Annotated in this window: 17 protein-coding genes; 9 read left to right on the top strand and 8 right to left on the bottom strand. The window is 60.8% G+C overall.

Annotated elements, in window-relative coordinates; genetic code table 11:
* Positions 1–230: 230 nt before the first annotated feature.
* From ACX80K_RS13425 to ACX80K_RS13405, 5 genes are all read left to right on the top strand, one after another.
* The gene (locus ACX80K_RS13425; protein ID WP_459272390.1) at positions 231–1,232 is read left to right on the top strand and encodes an NAD-dependent epimerase/dehydratase family protein; all 1,002 of its coding nucleotides are present in this window, start codon (positions 231–233) and stop codon (positions 1,230–1,232) included.
* A 618-nt stretch (positions 1,233–1,850) separates the two neighbouring features.
* Positions 1,851–3,017, top strand: a complete 1,167-nt coding sequence (locus ACX80K_RS13420) for an HIRAN domain-containing protein (RefSeq protein WP_459272389.1) — start codon at positions 1,851–1,853, stop codon at positions 3,015–3,017.
* Positions 3,018–3,265: 248 nt separating this feature from the next.
* On the top strand, positions 3,266–5,014 hold the full coding sequence (locus tag ACX80K_RS13415) for a zinc-ribbon domain-containing protein (protein WP_459272388.1): 1,749 nt from the start codon (positions 3,266–3,268) through the stop codon (positions 5,012–5,014).
* 164 nt (positions 5,015–5,178) lie between these two features.
* Positions 5,179–5,526, top strand: coding sequence for a histone-like nucleoid-structuring protein Lsr2 (locus ACX80K_RS13410; RefSeq protein ID WP_459272387.1), 348 nt, complete (start codon positions 5,179–5,181; stop codon positions 5,524–5,526).
* A gap of 261 nt (positions 5,527–5,787) precedes the next feature.
* On the top strand, positions 5,788–6,441 hold the full coding sequence (locus ACX80K_RS13405; RefSeq protein ID WP_459272386.1) for an HNH endonuclease: 654 nt from the start codon (positions 5,788–5,790) through the stop codon (positions 6,439–6,441).
* Positions 6,442–6,500: 59 nt separating this feature from the next.
* On the opposite strand, the gene ACX80K_RS13400 is transcribed toward ACX80K_RS13405, so the two are convergent.
* The gene (locus ACX80K_RS13400) at positions 6,501–6,908 is read right to left on the bottom strand and encodes a RidA family protein (protein ID WP_459272385.1); all 408 of its coding nucleotides are present in this window, start codon (positions 6,906–6,908) and stop codon (positions 6,501–6,503) included.
* A gap of 269 nt (positions 6,909–7,177) precedes the next feature.
* Complete coding sequence (locus tag ACX80K_RS13395; RefSeq protein WP_459272384.1) at positions 7,178–7,993, bottom strand: hypothetical protein; 816 nt, start codon at positions 7,991–7,993, stop codon at positions 7,178–7,180.
* A 542-nt stretch (positions 7,994–8,535) separates the two neighbouring features.
* On the opposite strand from ACX80K_RS13395, the gene ACX80K_RS13390 reads away from it, so the two are divergent.
* From ACX80K_RS13390 to ACX80K_RS13380, 3 genes are read left to right on the top strand one after another with little or no spacing between them, the layout of a single operon-like run.
* On the top strand, positions 8,536–9,558 hold the full coding sequence (locus ACX80K_RS13390; protein WP_459272383.1) for a hypothetical protein: 1,023 nt from the start codon (positions 8,536–8,538) through the stop codon (positions 9,556–9,558).
* Positions 9,555–10,160 (top strand): hypothetical protein, encoded by a 606-nt coding sequence (locus ACX80K_RS13385; RefSeq protein ID WP_459272382.1) that lies wholly within the window; start codon positions 9,555–9,557, stop codon positions 10,158–10,160. The genes ACX80K_RS13390 and ACX80K_RS13385 overlap by 4 nt, the downstream gene beginning before the upstream one ends.
* Positions 10,161–10,175: 15 nt before the next feature.
* Positions 10,176–12,233 carry an ATP-binding protein gene (locus ACX80K_RS13380; protein WP_459272381.1) on the top strand — a complete coding sequence of 686 codons (2,058 nt, stop codon included), beginning with the start codon at positions 10,176–10,178 and terminating at the stop codon, positions 12,231–12,233.
* Positions 12,234–14,530: 2,297 nt separating this feature from the next.
* On the opposite strand, the gene ACX80K_RS13375 is transcribed toward ACX80K_RS13380, so the two are convergent.
* The 3 genes from ACX80K_RS13375 to ACX80K_RS13365 form a co-directional block, all read right to left on the bottom strand.
* Positions 14,531–14,665 carry a hypothetical protein gene (locus tag ACX80K_RS13375; protein ID WP_459272380.1) on the bottom strand — a complete coding sequence of 45 codons (135 nt, stop codon included), beginning with the start codon at positions 14,663–14,665 and terminating at the stop codon, positions 14,531–14,533.
* A 293-nt stretch (positions 14,666–14,958) separates the two neighbouring features.
* Positions 14,959–15,285, bottom strand: coding sequence for a hypothetical protein (locus tag ACX80K_RS13370; RefSeq protein WP_459272379.1), 327 nt, complete (start codon positions 15,283–15,285; stop codon positions 14,959–14,961).
* An 81-nt stretch (positions 15,286–15,366) separates the two neighbouring features.
* Entirely contained in the window at positions 15,367–15,942 is a 576-nt protein-coding gene (locus tag ACX80K_RS13365; RefSeq protein WP_459272378.1) for a GNAT family N-acetyltransferase, read from the bottom strand.
* Between the two features lie 407 nt (positions 15,943–16,349).
* Between ACX80K_RS13365 and ACX80K_RS13360 the strand changes: the two genes are divergently transcribed.
* Positions 16,350–17,120 (top strand): ANTAR domain-containing protein, encoded by a 771-nt coding sequence (locus tag ACX80K_RS13360; RefSeq protein WP_459272377.1) that lies wholly within the window; start codon positions 16,350–16,352, stop codon positions 17,118–17,120.
* Positions 17,121–17,366: 246 nt separating this feature from the next.
* Here the strand turns inward: ACX80K_RS13360 and ACX80K_RS13355 are convergent, their stop codons facing one another.
* The 3 genes from ACX80K_RS13355 to ACX80K_RS13345 form a co-directional block, all read right to left on the bottom strand.
* Entirely contained in the window at positions 17,367–18,107 is a 741-nt protein-coding gene (locus tag ACX80K_RS13355; protein WP_459272376.1) for a GAF and ANTAR domain-containing protein, read from the bottom strand.
* 30 nt (positions 18,108–18,137) lie between these two features.
* Positions 18,138–18,815: a GAF and ANTAR domain-containing protein gene (locus ACX80K_RS13350; protein ID WP_459272375.1), complete on the bottom strand. Its 678-nt coding sequence runs from the start codon at positions 18,813–18,815 to the stop codon at positions 18,138–18,140.
* 150 nt (positions 18,816–18,965) lie between these two features.
* Positions 18,966–19,257 (bottom strand): ANTAR domain-containing protein (locus ACX80K_RS13345; protein WP_459272374.1); only part of this gene is annotated, 292 nt, incomplete at its 5' end.

Below are 19,257 nucleotides of genomic sequence, written 5' to 3'. Positions count from 1 at the left end.
TGATAGGTCGGTTGCGAGACGGCTTTCGGGGTGATCGAGTGATCGGAACGGCATGGGCAAGTCAATTGGGGGTGTCAGGGCTACGTCGCTGGCTCAGATGGAAGGCGAGATTGAACGCGAATGCGTCAACGACTCCACTACCGAACGCCGCGACGCCGCCCTGAGCGGCCGGCGGCGTATCGTTGGCGGACTTACAGCAGGCGGGATCACAGGAACCACCAGGAGAAACCATGCAGGGCTTGAAAGTACTCTTCATCGGCGGCAGTGGAATCATCAGCGCCCACTGCACGAGACAGGCAGTCGACGCAGGCATGGACGTCTATCTACTCAACCGTGGCATCAACGGTCTGCGTCAGGTACCCGAGGGTGTCACCACCTTCATCGCGGATTCGCGGGACAAGCAGGCTGTCCTCGATGCCATAGGTGGTCACAACTTCGATTGCGTCGTCAGCTGGGTCAACTTCACGCCCGAGCAGGTGAAGCAGGACATCGAGATATTCGCCGGACGAACCGGACAATACGTCTTCATCAGTTCAGCATCGGCGTATCAGACACCGCCCACGCACGTACCCGTACTGGAATCCACCCCGTTGAAGAATCCCTTCTGGGAGTACTCGCGTAACAAGATCGCGTGCGAGGACCTCCTCACTGCGGCCTACCGTGAAGAGGGATTTCCCGTCACGATCGTTCGTCCCTCTCACACCTACGACGAGACGTTGATCCCGTTCGACGGAGGATGGACAGTTGTCGAACGCATGCGCGCCGGACGACCCGTCATCGTGCACGGAGACGGAACCTCGTTATGGACGATCACCCACAGCCGTGATTTCGCAAGAGGATTCACAGGCTTGCTGGGAAATACCTCCGCGATCGGGGAAGCTGTGCACATCACCGGCCAGGAGGCACCTTCATGGAACCAGATCTATGCCCTGGTCGCCGCCGCTGCCGGCGTGCCGGACCCCGTCCTGGTCCATGTCACCTCAGAATCGATCGCCGAAGCCGACGCTGAGTGGGGCGCGGGCCTCCTGGGCGATAAATCCCACACAATGATCTTCGACAACACGAAAATTCGCTCACTCGTCCCCGGATTCGCCGCCAGCATCCCCTTCAGTCAGGGCGCGCGCGAAATGATCGCGTGGCATGACTCGGACCCGACACGCCGGACAGTGGACGCACACATGGACGCGCTGATGGACCGGCTCGCCGAAGCATACGCCCCGCGTCCTCTCTGACACCGCGACCGCGCTCCCCACGGAACCACCCGGCAGTCACCGGAGCTAACCGGAACTCACCCGCCATGGGCGTGCCTTAGATGGACCCCTTCACCATGCTCAAGCAAGCCCAGGTACGCTTCGTTCTCGGAACGGCCCCCAAGCGCGTAGCTGAGCCAGCAGATTTAGATCAGCAGTGACGAGTGAGTTGAGTTGCAGCTTTGCATCTTGAGTCGAGGTGCTTATACGGCCGGATCAGAGATGCCTCATTCGATCAGTGTGCCTCTGAAAGTCCTAGTGAGACGACAGCTGAGACAATCTGCGGTGAGGCAACTTCCCAAGACAGGGGGCGCTCCGGGGTTCCACAAAGGTCGTCAGATTCAGAGGATGCCGCCCGCGTGTCTCAGAAACCTGTAGTTTTTCGAGGCAATGCTGGTAGGTAGTCAGCAAGGATCTCCGCTTTCAGAGAGTTCGACTTGCACAGCCCGCGCTGGTCACTGCCCGAGCCTGGTGGATCCGCACATCGCCTCGGTGAGCCGCGCCGCAAGGACTGCAACCGTTGACTAGGCACATTTGTGGTTTCTCGACCTAAACTCGTGCAGTCGGTCTCGAAAGGTTTTGTTCGTGGAAAGTATGGGGATGAGTTATTACTACCTGCCTGGTCAAGCTTCTTGGCAAAACACGGAGGTCGCGGGCGAGCAGTTCCGCGAGAAGCAGCTTGTACAAGTCCTCGGTCGTCGACCTCGGCTCGATGAGGAGCTGGAAGAGCAGCACGACGCGGAGTTGATTCCGGAGCCGGACAACCCACATGATGCGAATGCCGTATCCGTGCGTATCAAGGGTCACGTCGTCGGCTACCTCGAGAGGTCAGTTGCGGCGAAGTACGCGAGCATCTTCCATCGCATAGCTGCCAGCGGTCACACGGCTGTCACTTCGGCCCGAGTGTGGGCAACTACGTCACGATCGTGGTCGGACGAGACTCGTATCGGGTTTCATTCAAGGGTCTCGGTGTTCCTTCCGGAGCCGCATCAGATCCTTCCCCTCAATAGGTCACCGCTCACTGACATCGCGGTCCTACCGTGGGGTGGTGCCTTGCAGGTCACTGGCGAGGACAAGCACTTTGATTACCTGTTCAACTATGTCTCGACAGACGGGGAGGGTTTGGTTGTCCTGACGCTCCATAGGCTGATCCACACTCTGAAGAATGGTGCGGAACGCGAACTCATCGAAGTACGCCTCGATGGTGAGCGGGTAGGCCAACTCACAGCAGCCACCTCCGGGCATTACCTGCCCACGGTTCGCCACGCGGCAGACATGGGCAAGCATCTTGGGATTTGGGCCCGCATCAAGGGATCAGGTCTGGCTGCCGAGCTTGTGATCCAGGGCGCCCGAGCGACGGACCTCGATGATGCTTGGCTACGCTCCATGCCGCAGGTGCCAATGATGATTCCCGAGGCGCCTTCCTACACCGCCCCGCCGGCCTTCACTGAGTGGGACAGGGTTAGGCAGCCTGCTCCTTTGCATCAATCGGTGCCCATTTCCGCAGCGCAGTTCACCGCACGAAACGTTATCCATCAGGCAAATGGGCCAGTCGTCGTAACTCGGGAGCAGTTGAAGCACTCACCGGCGCTGCATCGCGCCGCCGGGATAGCCATGATCGTTCTCGGTGTCCTGCTGGGCAGTCTCCTTGCCCTCATCCCGGTAATCGGGCCCGTACTGTTCATCGGGTGCGTCGTCTTCGGCATCGTCGCGAATGCGAAGCGGCGGAAGGTCGCTGCGGCAGTAGAGGCTTCACAACAAATATGATGCGGAAAGTTCATTGGCCCGTGGACGGGCAAAGAACTTGATAGTGGGCGGTACTAGCTGCGGTTCAGTGTTGCGGGGGTCCCGCAACACTGAACCAGTCCCAGGGGCGTGATCGGTCCCGCGGTGCGGCCCGGAGCCCGCTTTCTTCTCCCGGGCGCCCTGCGCATTATCCTGTGGTTTGCACGTCGCCCTCCGGTCTCAGCAACAACAACCGTGCGGCAATCAGAATCGGGTGGACAGGGGACCCATTGAAAGCCGCACAGCAGTGCATCACTGACAATTGCACGAACACCGCCGCCTTCACGACGAGGACCAAACCGGCGTGGTGCGGTGACTGCCTGACCGTGATCTTGAACGAGCTGAAGATGGACGCAGTGACGGAGTTCCCGGGTAAGGACAAGCGTTGGCGTACCCGCTGCCAAGACTGCCAGGCGGAGTGCGACTACAAACTCAGCTACCTGCTGGACCTGAGGACACGTGATGAGCCTCCCTGCCGACGCTGCTTCTGGATCCGGTGGACCGTGGAGGGAACCTTGAAGTACGGCCGGGTCCTTACCCCCGTCAGCAAGGAGCAGGTGGCGGAGCGCCTCGAAAGCCGCGAATACGAGCCGGTAGAGGCTTTGGTCGATTTGCCCGACGGCGGATGGCCCGTCATCACCCGCTGCCAGCGGTGCGGCGTCCAGGGCGCCCACCGGATCGGTGACCTGAGCTGCTCCTGCAGGACGAATGCGGCACCCAGAACGTCGCGGACAGTTAATGCGCGGGGCGAAAAGAACCTCTTTGTCGACTCGGGCAGCCCGGCTATCGCGTGGTGGGACCACGAGCTCAACGAGCCGAACGTCCTGGCGACCCTCACGACGCAAGCCCGCGCGCAGTGCTGGTGGAAGTGCCCATCCTGCGGCCACCAGTTCGCCCATGCAATGTGGTGGATGTCGCGGACCCCTGAATGCCCTGAATGCGACAAGCGACGCAGCGCCAACTGGAAAGAGAAGTGGGCGCGGCTGAAGGTGACTCCGGTGGCCGATGTGCCAGAGCTTGCTGCCGCGTGGAGTGATGCCGCCGATCCACGGCTAGTCATGGTGGCCAGCCATCAGCCGCGGAAGTTCACCTGCGCGAACGGCCACCGCCCGAGGGTCACGCCGAGCGCTTACCTGGAGGGCGGGTGCGGCTTCTGCCGCAGGCGTCCGGCTTCTGCCCCACTTCCGTTTACTCTTGCCGAGGAGCTCCCAGAGATTGCCAGCCAGTGGCATCCGACCCTGAACGGCAAGTGGACGCCCGAGACCGTCGGGCCCGACTCGAAGCGGATGGTTCACTGGATCGCTGGCTGTTGCGGCCATGAGTGGTCGACGCCTGTCCATGCCCGCAACAAGCGTGAGCGCCTGCGCTGCCCGCGCTGCATGACGATCCTGGACTCCCTCGCCTGGTCCGACCCGGGCCTTGCCGCCGAGTGGGACCCTGCCAACCCGACGACGCCGTGGCATGTCCGGCCTCACGGGACCACAGCATTCACGCCGCGTTGGATCTGCTCCATAGACCGGGCCCACCAATGGCAGGCCACCCTGACGTCGCGTTCCAACGGGTCCGAGTGCCCAGAGTGCCGACAGGCCGGCAAGTCACGAGTCGAACTGCAGCACCTCGATGCCGCTAAGAAGGCGTTCGCCGACGTGAAGTCCGGACCATACGTTCGTAGCAACGCCTTCAAGACCCGCAGGCGGTGGTCGGTGGACATCCTTATCCAGGACGGGGAAAGAACCATCGCCGTGGAGTATGACGGCGCGTACTGGCACAGCCCAAAGGCGAAGATGGAGGTGGATCGGCGCAAGAGCCTCGACCTGCTGGCCGCCGGATACAGCGTGGTCCGTCTGCGCGAGGACAACCTCCCGTCGCTGGACATACATTCGCCCGACTACCTTGAGTTGCAGGTCTATTCAGTGGCTCCGCGCCCTGCGGAAACGATTTCCCGAATCGCAGCGTGGCATGCTTCTACCGCCAAGTGACTCTGCGAAGGAGTGCAATTTTCTACACCAACCCCTATACAGGCGAGTAGTTGCCGGCAATTCTCAGGTGTTTAGTGGCATACAACACATACTTGTGACGCGATAGGGTGAAGGTAATGGGGCACAGCACTATTCGACACCGATTTCAGAAAGGATGAAGGCATATGGCGCAGCGTGTACAGGTTGAATTAGTTGATGACCTCAATGGTGAAGTAGCCCAGGAAACCGTCCGTTTCGGGGTGGACGGCACCGAGTACGAGATCGACCTGACCACCGACAATGCGGAGAAGCTCCGTGCAATCCTCACCGAGTACACGGACAAGGCCCGCAAGGCCAGCGGCCGCCGCGGCCAGGGCAGCAAGTCCCCTTCCTCCTTAGGATCCGCCTCAGGTAGGTCCAAGCGTGAGGAAACGCACCGGATCCGCCAGTGGGCGCAGGAGGACGGGCACTCAACCAGCGCTCGGGGGCGGACCTCCCAGTCCATCGTCGACGCTTACAACGCAGCCCACTAATCCCCCCCTAGGGGCTCAGGGCAGTATCCGTCGCGGGTCGACGCCGACAATCGGGGCCGCACGACGTAGCGTCTCACGGCAGGAAAAGAGACCGATCGCCCCTAGGGCGATCGGCCTCTTCGTCCTCCTGACAGCTCTAGCTGTCGGCGGTCTTGTCACAGCTGGCGGAGCGCCAGGTGGAAATCACCGCTGATACTGGAAATCAATAATCTGGCCAGTGGCGACCGAGACAATATCGCGAAGGAGGAAGGGGTCCATCTAATGGTCAGGACGAAACGTGAACTTTCAGAGTGGACGTGCCAGGGCTGCGGGTTCACCCTGCAGAGCCACCTCCGGAACAGGCTCTACTGCTCCTATGACTGCTGGCTCCTGTACCGGATGGCGAAATCGTCCATCGGATGCACTATCTGTGGATGCAAGGACCCAAACCATATCTGGTATTGGCCGACCCCGGAGTTGCGCGCGGAAGCCGAACGCCTCGGACTGGTCTTCGCCAAAGAACACCAGCATTGCCGTCGCGCGAAGATCGACAGCATCGGGCGGTTGACTGCCTGCTGGTGCGCTGCATGCACTCGGGCCCGAGGCGAAGAGCTGAAGCGGAACTCATCCGGCTCACGCGAGTTGGGCCGCGTCATTACCCCAGCGTATCGAGAAAATCGGAAACGGGTATTGGAGCGCTCCGACTGGATGTGCGAGATTTGCGCGCTACCCATCGACCGCAACGCATCATCTTTCGATGACCGGTCCCCCACCCCTGATCACATCATCCCCTTGCGCGACGGGGGCACAGATGACCTCGAAAACCTCCGCGCCGCATACCGGTGGTGCAATCTCCGACGAGAGTCAGGGTTCGGCGATGACCAGGAAATCTTCGAGGATGCTCGTACCCGGTTCCAGAACATTGGAGATGGCTAGTCCGGCCTCAGAGTTTCCTCACTCAGGGGATCCCTCAGCGGAACACTGCGGGCGGGCCGTCATTCCCTGACAGCGGCCACGGCTTCGATTTCTACGAGTTGGTGCTCGTATCCAAGAACGGTGACACCCAGCAGGGTGCTCGGAACATCATGAGCTCCGAACGCCCGGCGTACAACCTCCCAGGCAGTGACGAGATCCTCCCGACGGGTCGATGCCACGAGTACGCGGGTACTGATGACGTCCTCGAGCAAGGCTCCGAATGCTTGGAGGGCCCTCGTCACGTTCCTAACGCACTGTTCAGCCTGAGCCCCGTAATCGCCTTCACCCACAGTTGTTCCGGCTTCATCGAGGGGACAGGCCCCCGCGAGGAAGATCAGGTGCGCATCGGCCGGCGCGGTAGCCGCGTAGGCGTACTGGACTGCACCGGCCAGCGCGGTGGACCGGATCAATGTCACTGCTGAAGCCATCGGAATTCTGCTCTCCCTCGTGCTGATTACGCCCCTGCTCCCCCACCTCACGCACAGGCGTGGGGAGGAAACCCTCCAACGGGCTGGGCGGCGGTGCACCGTTGCACCGTGTCTAGACCCTCGCACGGTTCTGTTGCGAAAGCCGCAAAGGACCCTAGAGCAACACGATCAGGCCGGGACTGCCGTGTGGCGTTGAGGCGTGCCCCAACGCCACAGTGCAGACTCCCTTAGGGCGCCCTGGGTGTACCTCGGCGAGTAAGGGAGAGAACTCAGGCGTCTGCGTAATGGAGCCGCCATAGGAACGACGATCTGTCCTGCTTCGGCGGTCGCCTTCCAAATCTCGCCCAGTAGTTGTCACACACATGGAGCCCTTCGGTGAGGTCATTGTCTTGGTACCGATACAGGATCCATAGATGCACATCGGTTAGCGGTGGATGTAGCCGTGGTGGTGCGAGGGTTAACAGATTTGAAGGAAGCACGTAGTCGCTGATAGCTGCTGTCAGATTCCCGGGCGGACCGAACGGGTACATCACCAAGTGCTTGTTCGGGTACCCGGTCAGCTTCTTTGCGAGGGCCTGCACACCTCCCTGCTGTTCCTCTTCGATGATGCGCAACGATCGCTCAAGCAAAGTCCAGGGATCAGTAGGTGAAGGGGAATGCATGAAGGTCCACACGATTTGATGGGGCTCACTAGGTGAGTCGTGGTGGCACTGCCAACACACAACTTGGACCCCGTCGTCGTAGGCAGCCAAGTCAAAAATCGGGAGCGGGTTGATGCCAGAGCTCAGTCCTTGTTCATCTGTGGAAGACCAGTGATCGACGCACCCAGCGCCAACGGTCAACCGAAAGACGTCCGCCCTGATCTTCTCGCGTGCTCGTCTGCTGACGCGTGCCAGATTCGTGTACGGAATCAGTACCCGGACGCAGTGGGGAAGCCCCGCCTCGATCATGGCTGGTAGGTTCTTCTCTGCTTCACGAGCTCGAGCCGAAACAGTCGTGATCACCTCCGCAACATGCTTGCCGTCTAGAGATAGAAGGTCGGGCATGCTCGCCTCGGAGTTGTCGTCGTGGAGACGGAACTCCACTCCGAGCTCCTCCGAAAGCAAAAGCCGTGCGTGATCTTCTTCCCAGGCAGACACTAATTCCCACCCTCCCCCTGCAACAGTCGTCCGCCCTGTCGCACTGTACCTACGATGCTCAGATAGACTCTTCGATCCGCGGTGTATGAGCCGGTGGCGTGCGCCTCGACTGTGTGGATCACCACGCATTGGGTGCTTTCTACGCACACCCATCGGACGGGACGATCCTATGGCAGACCCCGACAGCAACCGGCGTCGTGACCAGGCGCGCTTTGCGAGGAGCCACGGCTCGTAGAGGCCTGTGCTGAAGTCATCGAAACAGTCGAGCATCGCGTCGATAGGTGGGCCTGGTCTGAGCCGCCACTCGTTCAACGAGAACCAGTCATCCCCCGCATGGGCCAGTGAACCACGCGACTTGGTCTCTGACTTCGGTGGCGATGAGAGGGTCGGCGTGAGCGCCACCGCGGAACATGCCGTCGCATAATTTATAGATATGCTGATTCTACCGAACAGGGCTTGGGGGCCGATTGTCAGATCAGATTGCTGTAGTGGGCTCCGGCGACGTCGACTTCCGCTTCCTTGAAACGCGCTTCGCCGGCCCCGCGGGTGCCCGCGACGCATTCGAACGACTTATTGCCGACATCGTCGGGATCGTTCATCCCGACGTCCAGGAGGTCCAAGCGAACCCGGGCGATTGGGGCATCGACGCCTACGTCGGCGATCTCGGAAAAGGAGGTGAAGTTCATGTCTGGCAGTCAAAGTACTTCATCAACGGGTTTGGCAAGACACAGCAGGGCGACGTTCGAGAGTCTTACGTTGCGGCGCAGAACGCTGCCCAAGAGAACGGCTACAAGATCGCGTCCTGGACGCTCTGCATCCCCTGCGAACTGGATGGTCCGATGCTCACCTGGTGGGAAGGGTGGAAGAAGCGAACGTCCAAAGCCGACACCCTCACGGTGAGCCTCGATACCGCAGGGCGGCTGCGGCGGCGACTCCAGGCACCGGCCGCGGCGAACGTTCGAAACCACTACTTCTCGCCTATTTTTCCGCTGGCGTCGGCAACCGCCGACCCCGAAAAGCCACGGGGGCTGGAGGAACTTGTGGACAACACGAAGTACGACGGCGCTCTCTTCGTGCGCCAAATGAACGAAGCCGGCTTGCCAGAGACTTTTGCTGCCCGAGAAGCGTTCTTCAACGCCGAGATCTTGGAGCGCGAGGTCACGGACAAGGGTATCCAGCCTGAAGTCTCGGCGCTTTCGACATGGCGTGTACGAGTTTCATCGACCTGGTCGACAGCTTTCAACACGGCATGTCAGATGTCGGCGGACCGGCGGTTCCCGCAACTGTATAGCGAGGTACTCGGAGGCATCGAGACTGGTCATGCGCAGGAGGCAGAGAGCCTCCGGGCGCATGTCCTTCACGGCGTAGGCCTGCTCCATCAAGCCGTGGACAATGGCCGCGCGGGATGGGTTCGGGACTGGCGTGATGTCGCCGAAGTCCACCGTGCACGGGTCCCGGATAGCGCTTCTAGCCGGAATAAAGATGAGGAAGAGACGGAGAAGGAACCGTGATCGCTCAAGTTGATCCGAACGACAACGCAGCATCGACGCTGCGCGCTGAGTCCGTACCCGCTTTTCGGATGGCCCAAATCTTGCTCGTTCTGGTGAGCACACAAGCCCAGAAGAGCAAGCTAGATCTCGAGCGGCTTTCGGTGATCGAGTTCCTATCGGCAAATCCGTTCCTTGTGGTGGACATGAATTCTCCCGTCTACAATCAGCTACGGCTGCAAGGATTCGGTCGCCACTCCATCACCTATGCCTCACCCAGCCAGCGCTTCGTTTCTCGGCGGGAACGAGTGACTTCGGACATCGCCCAACTGGTCGCTTTCGGGCTTGTTCGACTTACCGCGCATGAGGGGCAGAGAGTCTTCACCGTTACTGATTTAGGGCAGCAGTCAGCGGACAGTCTGTGCTCCGTGTACGCCGATGCATACCGACTCAGTGTTGCGACCGTTGCCCCTCTCGTGATGAAGCTGTCTTCACAAAGAATGCGAGAGCACCTCGAAACATGGCTTCGGGTGGACCCGGTGCTCTTTGACCTCATCGACAGTCCAACAATCGACGAGTTCGAGGCTGAAGCCTCCGGGCTCTCATCACGCGACATGCTCTTCTAGGAACCGACGACACCCATGACGACTCTTCCCGCCTTCAATATACGAGCCCTCCGCTTGATCGGCCCGAGGCACTCGTACCGCGTCGACTTCACGGACCCGCACAACGATAAGCTGATCCAGCCGCTATCAATTATCGCCGGCGAAATCAGCACTGGTAAGACCACCGTGCTGGAGTTCATCGACTGGTGCCTCGGCGCGAAAGAGCATCCCGAACACGATGAAGTGATTGCGAACGTACGATCCGCCCAGCTTGCCATCGACGTCGTGGAATCGGGCGATGCTAACTCCACGCAATACGTCGTCGAGAGAGCGCTTGGTACCACGACAACGAGTGCCTACCTTTACACCGGTGACCTCGCCACGATGTCCGACACACCAGTTCGGTCCTTCACATCCGACCCCGCCGACACCGAATCGCTATCCCATTATCTCCTGCAGCTGTGTGGTCTCAGCGGACTCCGCCTAGACCAGTCACCGTCTCAGACAGACTCGAAGACCAGCGCACTTAGCTTCAGAGACCTTCAGCCGCTCTGGTTTCTCACCAATAGGAGGCTTGACAACGGCGACCTCGCATACGAAAGACAACCGCACCGATCCATTAAGCTCAACCAGGTCGTGAATATCCTGTTTGGCGTCTCGGACAACGAGCAGTCGACGCTATCCCGCGCCGTTGAAGAACTCGGCGCGGAGGAACGGGAGCTCACACGAGCTGTCCAGACGCTTCGAACGTTCATGACTGACGCGGGATTCACCACGATTGCAGAAATAGACCCCGCGTCGGACCAGCTCAGAATCCGGATGTCGGAGCTCAACGCACAAACGCGGACCATCGACGACAACATTTCCGCCCGCAGCGACTTCAGCGCCGAGCTACGTGCGAACTACGCCCGGAGTGAGGAGCAGGCACAGCGCATCCAGGCCAAATTGCGAGACCGGGACACCCTTGCGCGGCGGCTTCAACCTCTCCGCGCTCAGTACGCCGACGAGATCAGACGGCTTGATTTGGTCGCTGAATCACTAAACCTCTTCGACTCTCTCACCGTGGTGACATGCCCGGCCTGCCAAAGCAAGCTTCAAGCATCGCCTAAGATTCTCGGGAACCAGTGCTCTCTGTGCCACTCCCACTTGACTCCAGACGCCATCGATGGCGACGGGGTTCCCGACCTCAGCACCGAACAACGCAGTCTTGTGCGCCGCCTTAACCAGCTCCTCAAGTTCGCCCAGGAAGTGCGTGCAGAGGGCGACAAACTTCGGAGGGACCTGGCCGCCGCGGACCTAGCGGTGGGAGAGGCGCAATCAGCACTCGACCGAATCTCCGGCGGAATCATTTCTCCCTTCTTGACACAGCGCGACGAAATCCAGCAGTCACTCGGGAACACTCGCGTCGAGCTCAAAACGATGCTCCGCGCACGCCAGATGCTGCTACAGCTGCAGCAAAAGGAGCTGGAACTCCTGCGAACGGCAGCCACCCTCAAGGAAGCGAGAGCACGCAAGGCCCAGTACCTGAAGAATGCGACTCCTCGCGACACGACCCTCACTCGCATCGGCGAACGCCTGCTCAGCATTCTCGAGGACTTCGGCTATCCGAAGGTCGATCGCGTGCACGTTGACAGGTACCTCGTACCGTACGTTCGCGGACGCCGCTACGACAAGGTTGGTTCTTCTGGTGCAATGACGCTCATCGCCCTCGCCTGGGAACTCGCGCTCTTCGAGTTGGCGTTCGAGCAGGGTTCAGGCCATCCCGGATTTGTCATTGTCGACAGCCCCCAAAAAAACCTCGTTCCCGGAGCTGTCACTACCCCGACTACGCCTAATCCCGGTGCGGACGACGGAGGTGCCGAAATTAGCCAGCTCATCACCGCTCGCAGCCGGAACATCGTAGAAAACATTTACCGCCACGTCGCGAGTTGGCTCGCCAAGAACCCCGGCGCGCAGATCATTCTCGTCGACAACCAACCGCCATCTGTGGCCGACCAGCACATCGTCGTCCGCTACTCACAAAACCCTGATGACCCGCCCTACGGCCTGATCGAGAACGAAGACGGTCACTCTTCGGAAGCCGAGAATCGCTGACAGGTGTTGTGGTTAGTCCAAATCCCAAAGCATCCATCCACCTGAGGAAATGCCCGACGGCGACCTGCTGTCTCGCAATCCGCGGATGTAAGATAGCGATGACCAAATATCTCCATTCAATAGTCGAAGCCCCGTGAGAAATGCCTCGACAGCCATCAGTTGCGATGGATAACTGAGAAAGACGCTAAAAGTCACCGGTGTGCACTGCTGTTGCCCTCACGGTCGCTGCGGCCAACTTCTAATCAGCTAGCTCGACGTCTCACAGAGCTGAATTTATTCCAGGCTCTTCACTTCATGCGCGCTATACGATGTGATAATTGGATCAGCCGCCTCATCAACGTCGATCTTGACGGTCACACGACCGTTGGCCGTCTCAAGTACCTTGGCCGTGAAGTCACGTGCGCCGAAGTGAACCCTGACGGAACTTCCGAAGGTGAACGCTGCGGTTGAGCCCAGCCCAGTCTCCTTCACCGTGCTTGAACCGCGCTTGGGCTCAAGTCGCCGGGTTCCAGACTTCGCGGAACTTCTTACAGTCCTCCTAGACACAGCCGCTCACACCTCCTCACCAGGGTCGCTTCCCAGTCATGTCTTTCAAGTATGCGCCTACATGTCTGTCCATAGCTACCGTCAGCCCGTTCAAATTCCCTCGCCAAGCCTTTGCTGAACGCATTGTAAGCGGCTGCACGGCCCTAACCTCGGCCAGCTGCGTGGGGTTGTTATGTGCAATAGCATTTCGAGCGTCATTCAGACGCTCGAGTCCCTCAAGCCGCCGTTTGTTGATTTCGGAACTAGCCTTGATTTCCTGCACGATAGGTAGCCCTAGCCGTGCAAAGTCGCTCCCTAGATTGCCTTTATTTGCGTTGCCTTGGTCTAACTTCCGCCCGAACTGCAAGTTGGCTCGAAGGATTGTTTCTACGCCAGGTTTAGCTACTACCCCTACGCTGAGAAGGAAGGTGATTGCCTCGTTATGAAGATCTCGACTGAAGCCCTGAAACTCAGATGCTAATCGCAGAATCACTGAGTGGTTGAGTTGTTCAGTGGCCCACTGACGACCTTGCCTGCCGCCCGTGACCGTACTATGCACGGCCATCAAATTGTCTAAGCCATGAGAACGAGACGACTGCCAGTCGTGTAGTGCTACTGAACTCATAAGTTCAAAGGTACATGTGTCGAGGCTCCGAACGTCACGCCCTGCCGCAAGGACACTTCTCAATCGGCGGTGCTCGCGGGTGCGAAGCTTTAGTCATTCTTGCTGTGGACAGCACACTCGACTGCGCCGCTAGCTTTTCTTGAGTTCGGAGATGATGTAATGATCACGAGGAAGATGGTGGCGGCGTAGCTCAACGGAGGCTTACGTGCGTGATCGTGCTGATCGGACTCCGATGCTGTATCGATGCGAGTTCCCATTCAGAGTTTGGCCATCCGACTGGAACAATTACAGGTCTCGGCTTAGGTGCCAAATCTGCCGATACCTAGAAGACCCTCGCGAGCTTGCGTGGTGAGCGCCCGAGTTTGGTACAGCATTGTCTCGCAACCGATGGGTTGCAAGACAGCTGGACGAGACATGACCGCTCCCCCGCCACTACTACTCTGTCCGTGTCTTGCCACCCTGTCTCATGAGCAGCCGGGCGAGATCATGACGGAAGTGTTGGTTGCGAGACAGTTCCAGAGGCCATCACGTAGAGAAGTGGAATGAGCAAGCCGATTGATGACCCAGGGTCGTCGACGCGTATCCCTCCTCATCGCGGGTGTCCGCCGCGATCATCTCTCTACCACCCACACCGTCAGCCGAACCCATCTCCCCGCCCTTGAAAGTTCAGGGATCCGGGAAGGAACCAACACTTGGCCCGACCTTTGATGGTCAGGGTAGTAGCTTTCGTCGGCCTGGTGCCCCTCCGGATGCCAGCTGCTTGACGCCCGGAGGAACTCCCACAGCGCTACCAAAGGTGCGTCCATGTACCAGACCATTCCTCAAGGAACACGACGAGAAACAGTGAGGTACTTTCCAGTATGGATGGGCGGGTGTTCCTTCTTGAAGGCACCTGCTTCACCCGCTTGGCTGCCCGTTATGCTTCCTTCCGTGCTAGATCTCACGTCGATTGGCGACCGTGCAGGTCGATGAACCCGGTAGATCCGGGCCGATCGTTGGCGCCTGACTAGTGGTGGCCGGCTTTCGTGGTGCCGAATATCAGGGTCCGGCGTTGGACGTCGTAGTACACGGTCTCCGCAGACGACAGCAGGTCCTGGAAGTTGTCGGCGTCATCGGCGTCGATGGTCAGGACTTCCTCCCACGCCCCCTAGTCCAGGACCAGTTGCAGGGTCCACGATCCGGGCTGGCCCGGGTCGCCGGCGACCCAGCTGAACTGGTAGTGGCTGAGCTGACGGACCTTGATGCTGTCATCGGTAACGGGCTGATTCAGGTTCTGTGCCATGGTGGTTCCTTGCACAACCCACCAGGGGTGGGCGCTGTGGCCGGTTCGGACAGGTACCGGGGAAGCCCGTTCGCGGTGCTGAGGAGAAATCGGCCTCACCCGGATGGTCCCAAAGTAATGCCGGCACAAGTACCGGTAAACGACCGCTACCGGCGTCCGAAGGCCTTCACGCAGGACCAGCAGGGAGTGCGGCGGCCGGACGTCGCGCCTGCACACCGACCAGCAGCAGGAATGTCAGCGCGGTAGCGTTACTCACCCTTAGCGGAGTCCCGCCCGGAACGTCAACGGATTCATCACGCCCGAAGCCGGGTCTTGATCAGCCGCCTGAGCGTACCGTCGACCACGCCGTGATCCGCGAAGAGACGCGGCGGCGGGTTACTGCGTCGTTCTACTGCGTCCTTGGAGTCCAGGAGACGGTGATGGTGACGCCCGGTTTCGGAGTCCTGGACGTAGAGGTGCAGGTCCTCCCCCAGTAGGGCTTCGTGCTCCACCGCGTCACCTGCATCTTCCGCCAGATCCGTCAGCCGGGAGATGGCCCGCGCCATGGCTCGCCCCCAGTCCTGGGGATGCTTGCTCGTTGATTCCTCGGAGACGGAGTACTTCCGGTCGGTGGAAGCCATCCTTCAGCTCCTCCCTATGTTCGTGTCTGTCCGGCCTCGAATTTGCCTCGATTCGGGTGCGCGAGTGAGGTGCGGGTGGGGCTAACTGGCGGGAATCAGCGCAGCGAACTGGGGGTTCGCGGTCAGGAAAGCCCGGGCATGCTGGCAGAACGGGACGGTTTTCAGGCGGCGATGGTGCGCGTTGAGCAGGGCCTGCCGGACGAGCACAGGCTCAAGGCCTCGACCCTCGTAGGGCTCCGTGACCACGGTTTCCAGGAGGATGATCTCTCCCGCGCGCAGGTCGTATCGCACGTACCCGATCCTTGTCCCGTCGCTGAAAAGTTCGAAGCGTGACGCCAGCGGGTTATCCCGAAACCTCTCCCGCCGAACCCCAGCCACCCCGGCCGGCGCGGCACGGTCGGGCTGCCGCTGTTGGGCCCGGCATTCGCGCTGCTCGAGTTCCTCGACGACCACCGCGTACCCCTCCTGCGCCCCGGAGGGCGGGAAGTCCTTGTCCAGGGATTTGTACAGCTGGTTGCAAAGGACCCTGAGTTCACGGGTCGACATGTTCGTCAGGTCGCGGGAGACCGTCGACCAGTCGCTGTCCCACCCCGCGGGAAGCAGAGTATCACCGGCAGACATCACGGGGTCCAGGGATGCAAGCGGAGCGATCGACATGAGGAACACCTTCCCTGACATGGTCCGGGGACCCGACGCTGGGTCCTCACGGCAACTGTAAAGGAAAGCCTGCTGACGGTACATCCGTGCCTCTGCGCCACCCCACCTCGTCCGCCGAGCCTCCCCTGCACAAAGACGATCCCTGCACAGATGCACCGAACACACGACCTATTTTGCTGGGATGGATCGTGATGGGAACAACAGGGTGTTGGTGGGCGGGGTGTGCGCATACTGGCATGACCCTGAACTTTTCCGGCCTCGTACTTTTCGGGCTTCGTGCCGTGAACTGATCCGGTGACGCGGCGTGCTTCTGGCGCTGCCACAGGTGTCGGGATGAGGCGCTCTATGCCTTCATCCCACGAAGTAGCAATCAACAACGACGACGGGATGGGCCGAAAGGACGACCGATGAGCCAGCAGCCAACAGTAGACCGGGGCAAACCCTCGTCCCATTTCGGCGGGGTCGAGCGGGACCATGATCTTGCCACCGAACTGGCGGACCTCGCCCGGTCCCTGCAACAAAAACCCGATGAGAACGCGATCCTCGAAGGTTTCGTCCACGCGGCACTGGAGCTGGTGCCCGGCGCCGACGAGGGATCCGTCAGCGTAGTCCTGGGCCGCAAGAACATCGGATCCCGGGCACCCTCGAGCGACCTTCCCCGGCGCGTCGACGCCCTGCAGATGGAAACCGATGAGGGTCCCTGCCTGGAGGCCGCGTACACGCACCGGACGATCCGCGTCCCGGACATGGGGAACGAACAGCGCTGGCCTCACTTCGCCAGGCGCGCCACCGAGGCCGGCGCCCGGGGCATGCTCTCCATCCAGCTCTGGGTGAAGGGCGACGACCTTGGCTCCCTGAATCTGTACTCTTACGAGGCTAACGCCTTCACCGACGAATCGGAGAAGGTCGGCCTGCTGGTCGCCTCCCACGCCGCCATCGCGTTCGTCGAAGCGCTGGAATCCCGACAACTCAAAGAAGCTATCGACTCCCGGGACCTCATCGGCCAGGCCAAGGGAATCCTCATGGAACGCCATAAGATCACGGGATCGCAGGCGTTCATCGCCTTGTCCCTGGCCAGCTCCCGGACCAACACCAAACTCCGGATCGTCGCCGAGCACCTCGTTAGCAGCGGCGACCTCCTTGGCGACGAACAAGACGCACAGTACCCGGACATCTGACCAGATACTGCAGCCGCATAGAGCTTGGCACTTTCCCCGCCATCGAGACTCAAGGAAGCCAGCTGCGCCGAGTACAACCAGTACTACAGTGCACAAGCACGAGAGTCGCAGGGTGGTCCTGACTCAGACCGTGTGGTCCTGAATAGCGTTGACATACTCGCGCTGTCGGCAGCAATCCATGACTGAACAGCCGATTCCACCCGCCAGTTCTCAACCTGGTGATGCTGACGACCAGGGTTTCCGGGGTCACCTTCGTGCGTGCGCTGGAGAAGGTGGGAGGGTGAGTTCACGGCGGAGGACCGCTTCCGCGGTGTCGCGAAGAGTGGTGTTGTGTGATCGGGCGTACGCGCGCAGGAGTTGGAAGGCTTCACTGGTGCTGACGTTCACCATGTGGGCGATCATGCCTTTGGCCTGTTCGGTAAGGATCCGGCTGTCCAGGGCGCGTTGCAGTTGGTCGTTGACGACGGCCGATTGCTGGATGGTGCGTTCCTGCAGGATGCTGATCGTCGACACGTCGGCCAGCGCCTGCCCGATGGCAACATCTTCCGCGCTTAGTTCGCCGACTGCGGGGCGGAAGAGGTTCATCGCCCCGATGGTCCTGCCATGGGCGCGCAGCGGGAAGGCGTGCATGGACTTGTATCCCTGGGCGGCGGCTGCGTCCCTGAATGTGGGCCATCGGTTCCCGGTGCCGGCGATGTCGTGGATGGTGACCGGAACGCCGGTGGTGTAGCACTCCATGCACGGGCCGGCCCCTGATTCCTGCTGCAGGACCTCGATCACGTAGGTTTCCTCACTGGTGGAGGCCAGGACCTGCAGGACGCCGTCCGGACCGGCGAGCATCAGCCCGGCGGCGGAAGCATCGAGCAGGTCGACGCACTCCTCCACGAGTGTTTGCGCCAGGTCCAGGACGTCGTAGTCCGTGACGAGTGTCTGCGCGATCCTGACAAAAGCCGCACTGACCTGGCTCGCACGCGTCGTGGATTCCATGCAGCCCACTGTAGGCCCGAATCCGCTCTTTTATGGGTCGGGGGGTGGCGTAAAGTCCAGCCGTCTTGCCAGCACCTCCGTGGAAGTTTCCCGGACGCTCTGTCCGTTCGCGAAAGCATGACCCCGCAGCAGCAGCAGGGCCTCGGCGGCTGTGCCCCCGGTCTGGGCGAGCACCATCCCGGTTGCCTGATGTATTTCCCGGCGGGACGGGGACAACCCAATCTTGTCGGGGTTGTCCCCGTCGTCCGGGACGAGCACGCGACGCAGCAGACTCCACGCCGCCGCATCGGCCAGTGCCCGCGCGGTCATCCGCTCGGATTCGCTCAACTCCCCGGGAGTGGTCCGGTAGAGCTCGACGACTCCGACGTCCAGGGCGCCGACGACCAGGGGGAAGACGAACAGCGCCTGCACATCGGTCTCTGCCAGGGCCTTGCCGAAGACCGGCCACTTCTCGTGCGGCATCCAGCGTGCGTAGGGAAGGAAGACCGGCATCCGGGAGCGGGCGGCCTCCCACCGTGGGCCTTCCCCCAAGTCGAACTGCAACTCATCGAGTCTGGCCGCGACGTCATCGGTGGCATACAAGGCGGTCTCCTGCACGGAACCACCGAACGCCGACAGGGCGGCCCCCGTCACCGGCAACGCATCAATAAACGATGCGCACAATGCCGAAAACACCGCATCCAGCTCGGAGAGCTTCTCCCCGCTCACCGGCAACCCACCCCGCCTCCGACAAGCAGGACGTGGGACCAGCGCACCATCTTCTCCACCCCTTCCTCGGACAACGCGGTCGCTTCAGTCGATCCGGTAGTGCTCTAGTTCAAGTGTTCGATGCTAGCCAGGACCATGGGTAGAACCGGGTCAGAGGGTGAGGGTGCGGTTCAGGACCGCCTCCGCCGTATCGCGCAGGCTCGTATTGTGCGCCCGGGCGTGGGCACGGAGTCGCCGGAAGGCCTCGTTCGTGTCGACGGTCGAGATATGGGAGATCATGCCCTTGGCCTGCTCGATGAGGATCCGGCTGTTCAGGGCGCGCTGCAGCTGATCGTTGATCACAGCCGTTTCCCGGAGGGCGCGCTCCTGCAGGATGCTGATCGTCGACACGTCCGCCAGCGCCTGTCCGATGGCGACGTCCTCGTCGCTGAGTTCACCCCTG

The organism is Arthrobacter sorbitolis (genome assembly GCF_054510995.1).
This window is presented reverse-complemented; position numbering and strand designations above follow the sequence as displayed.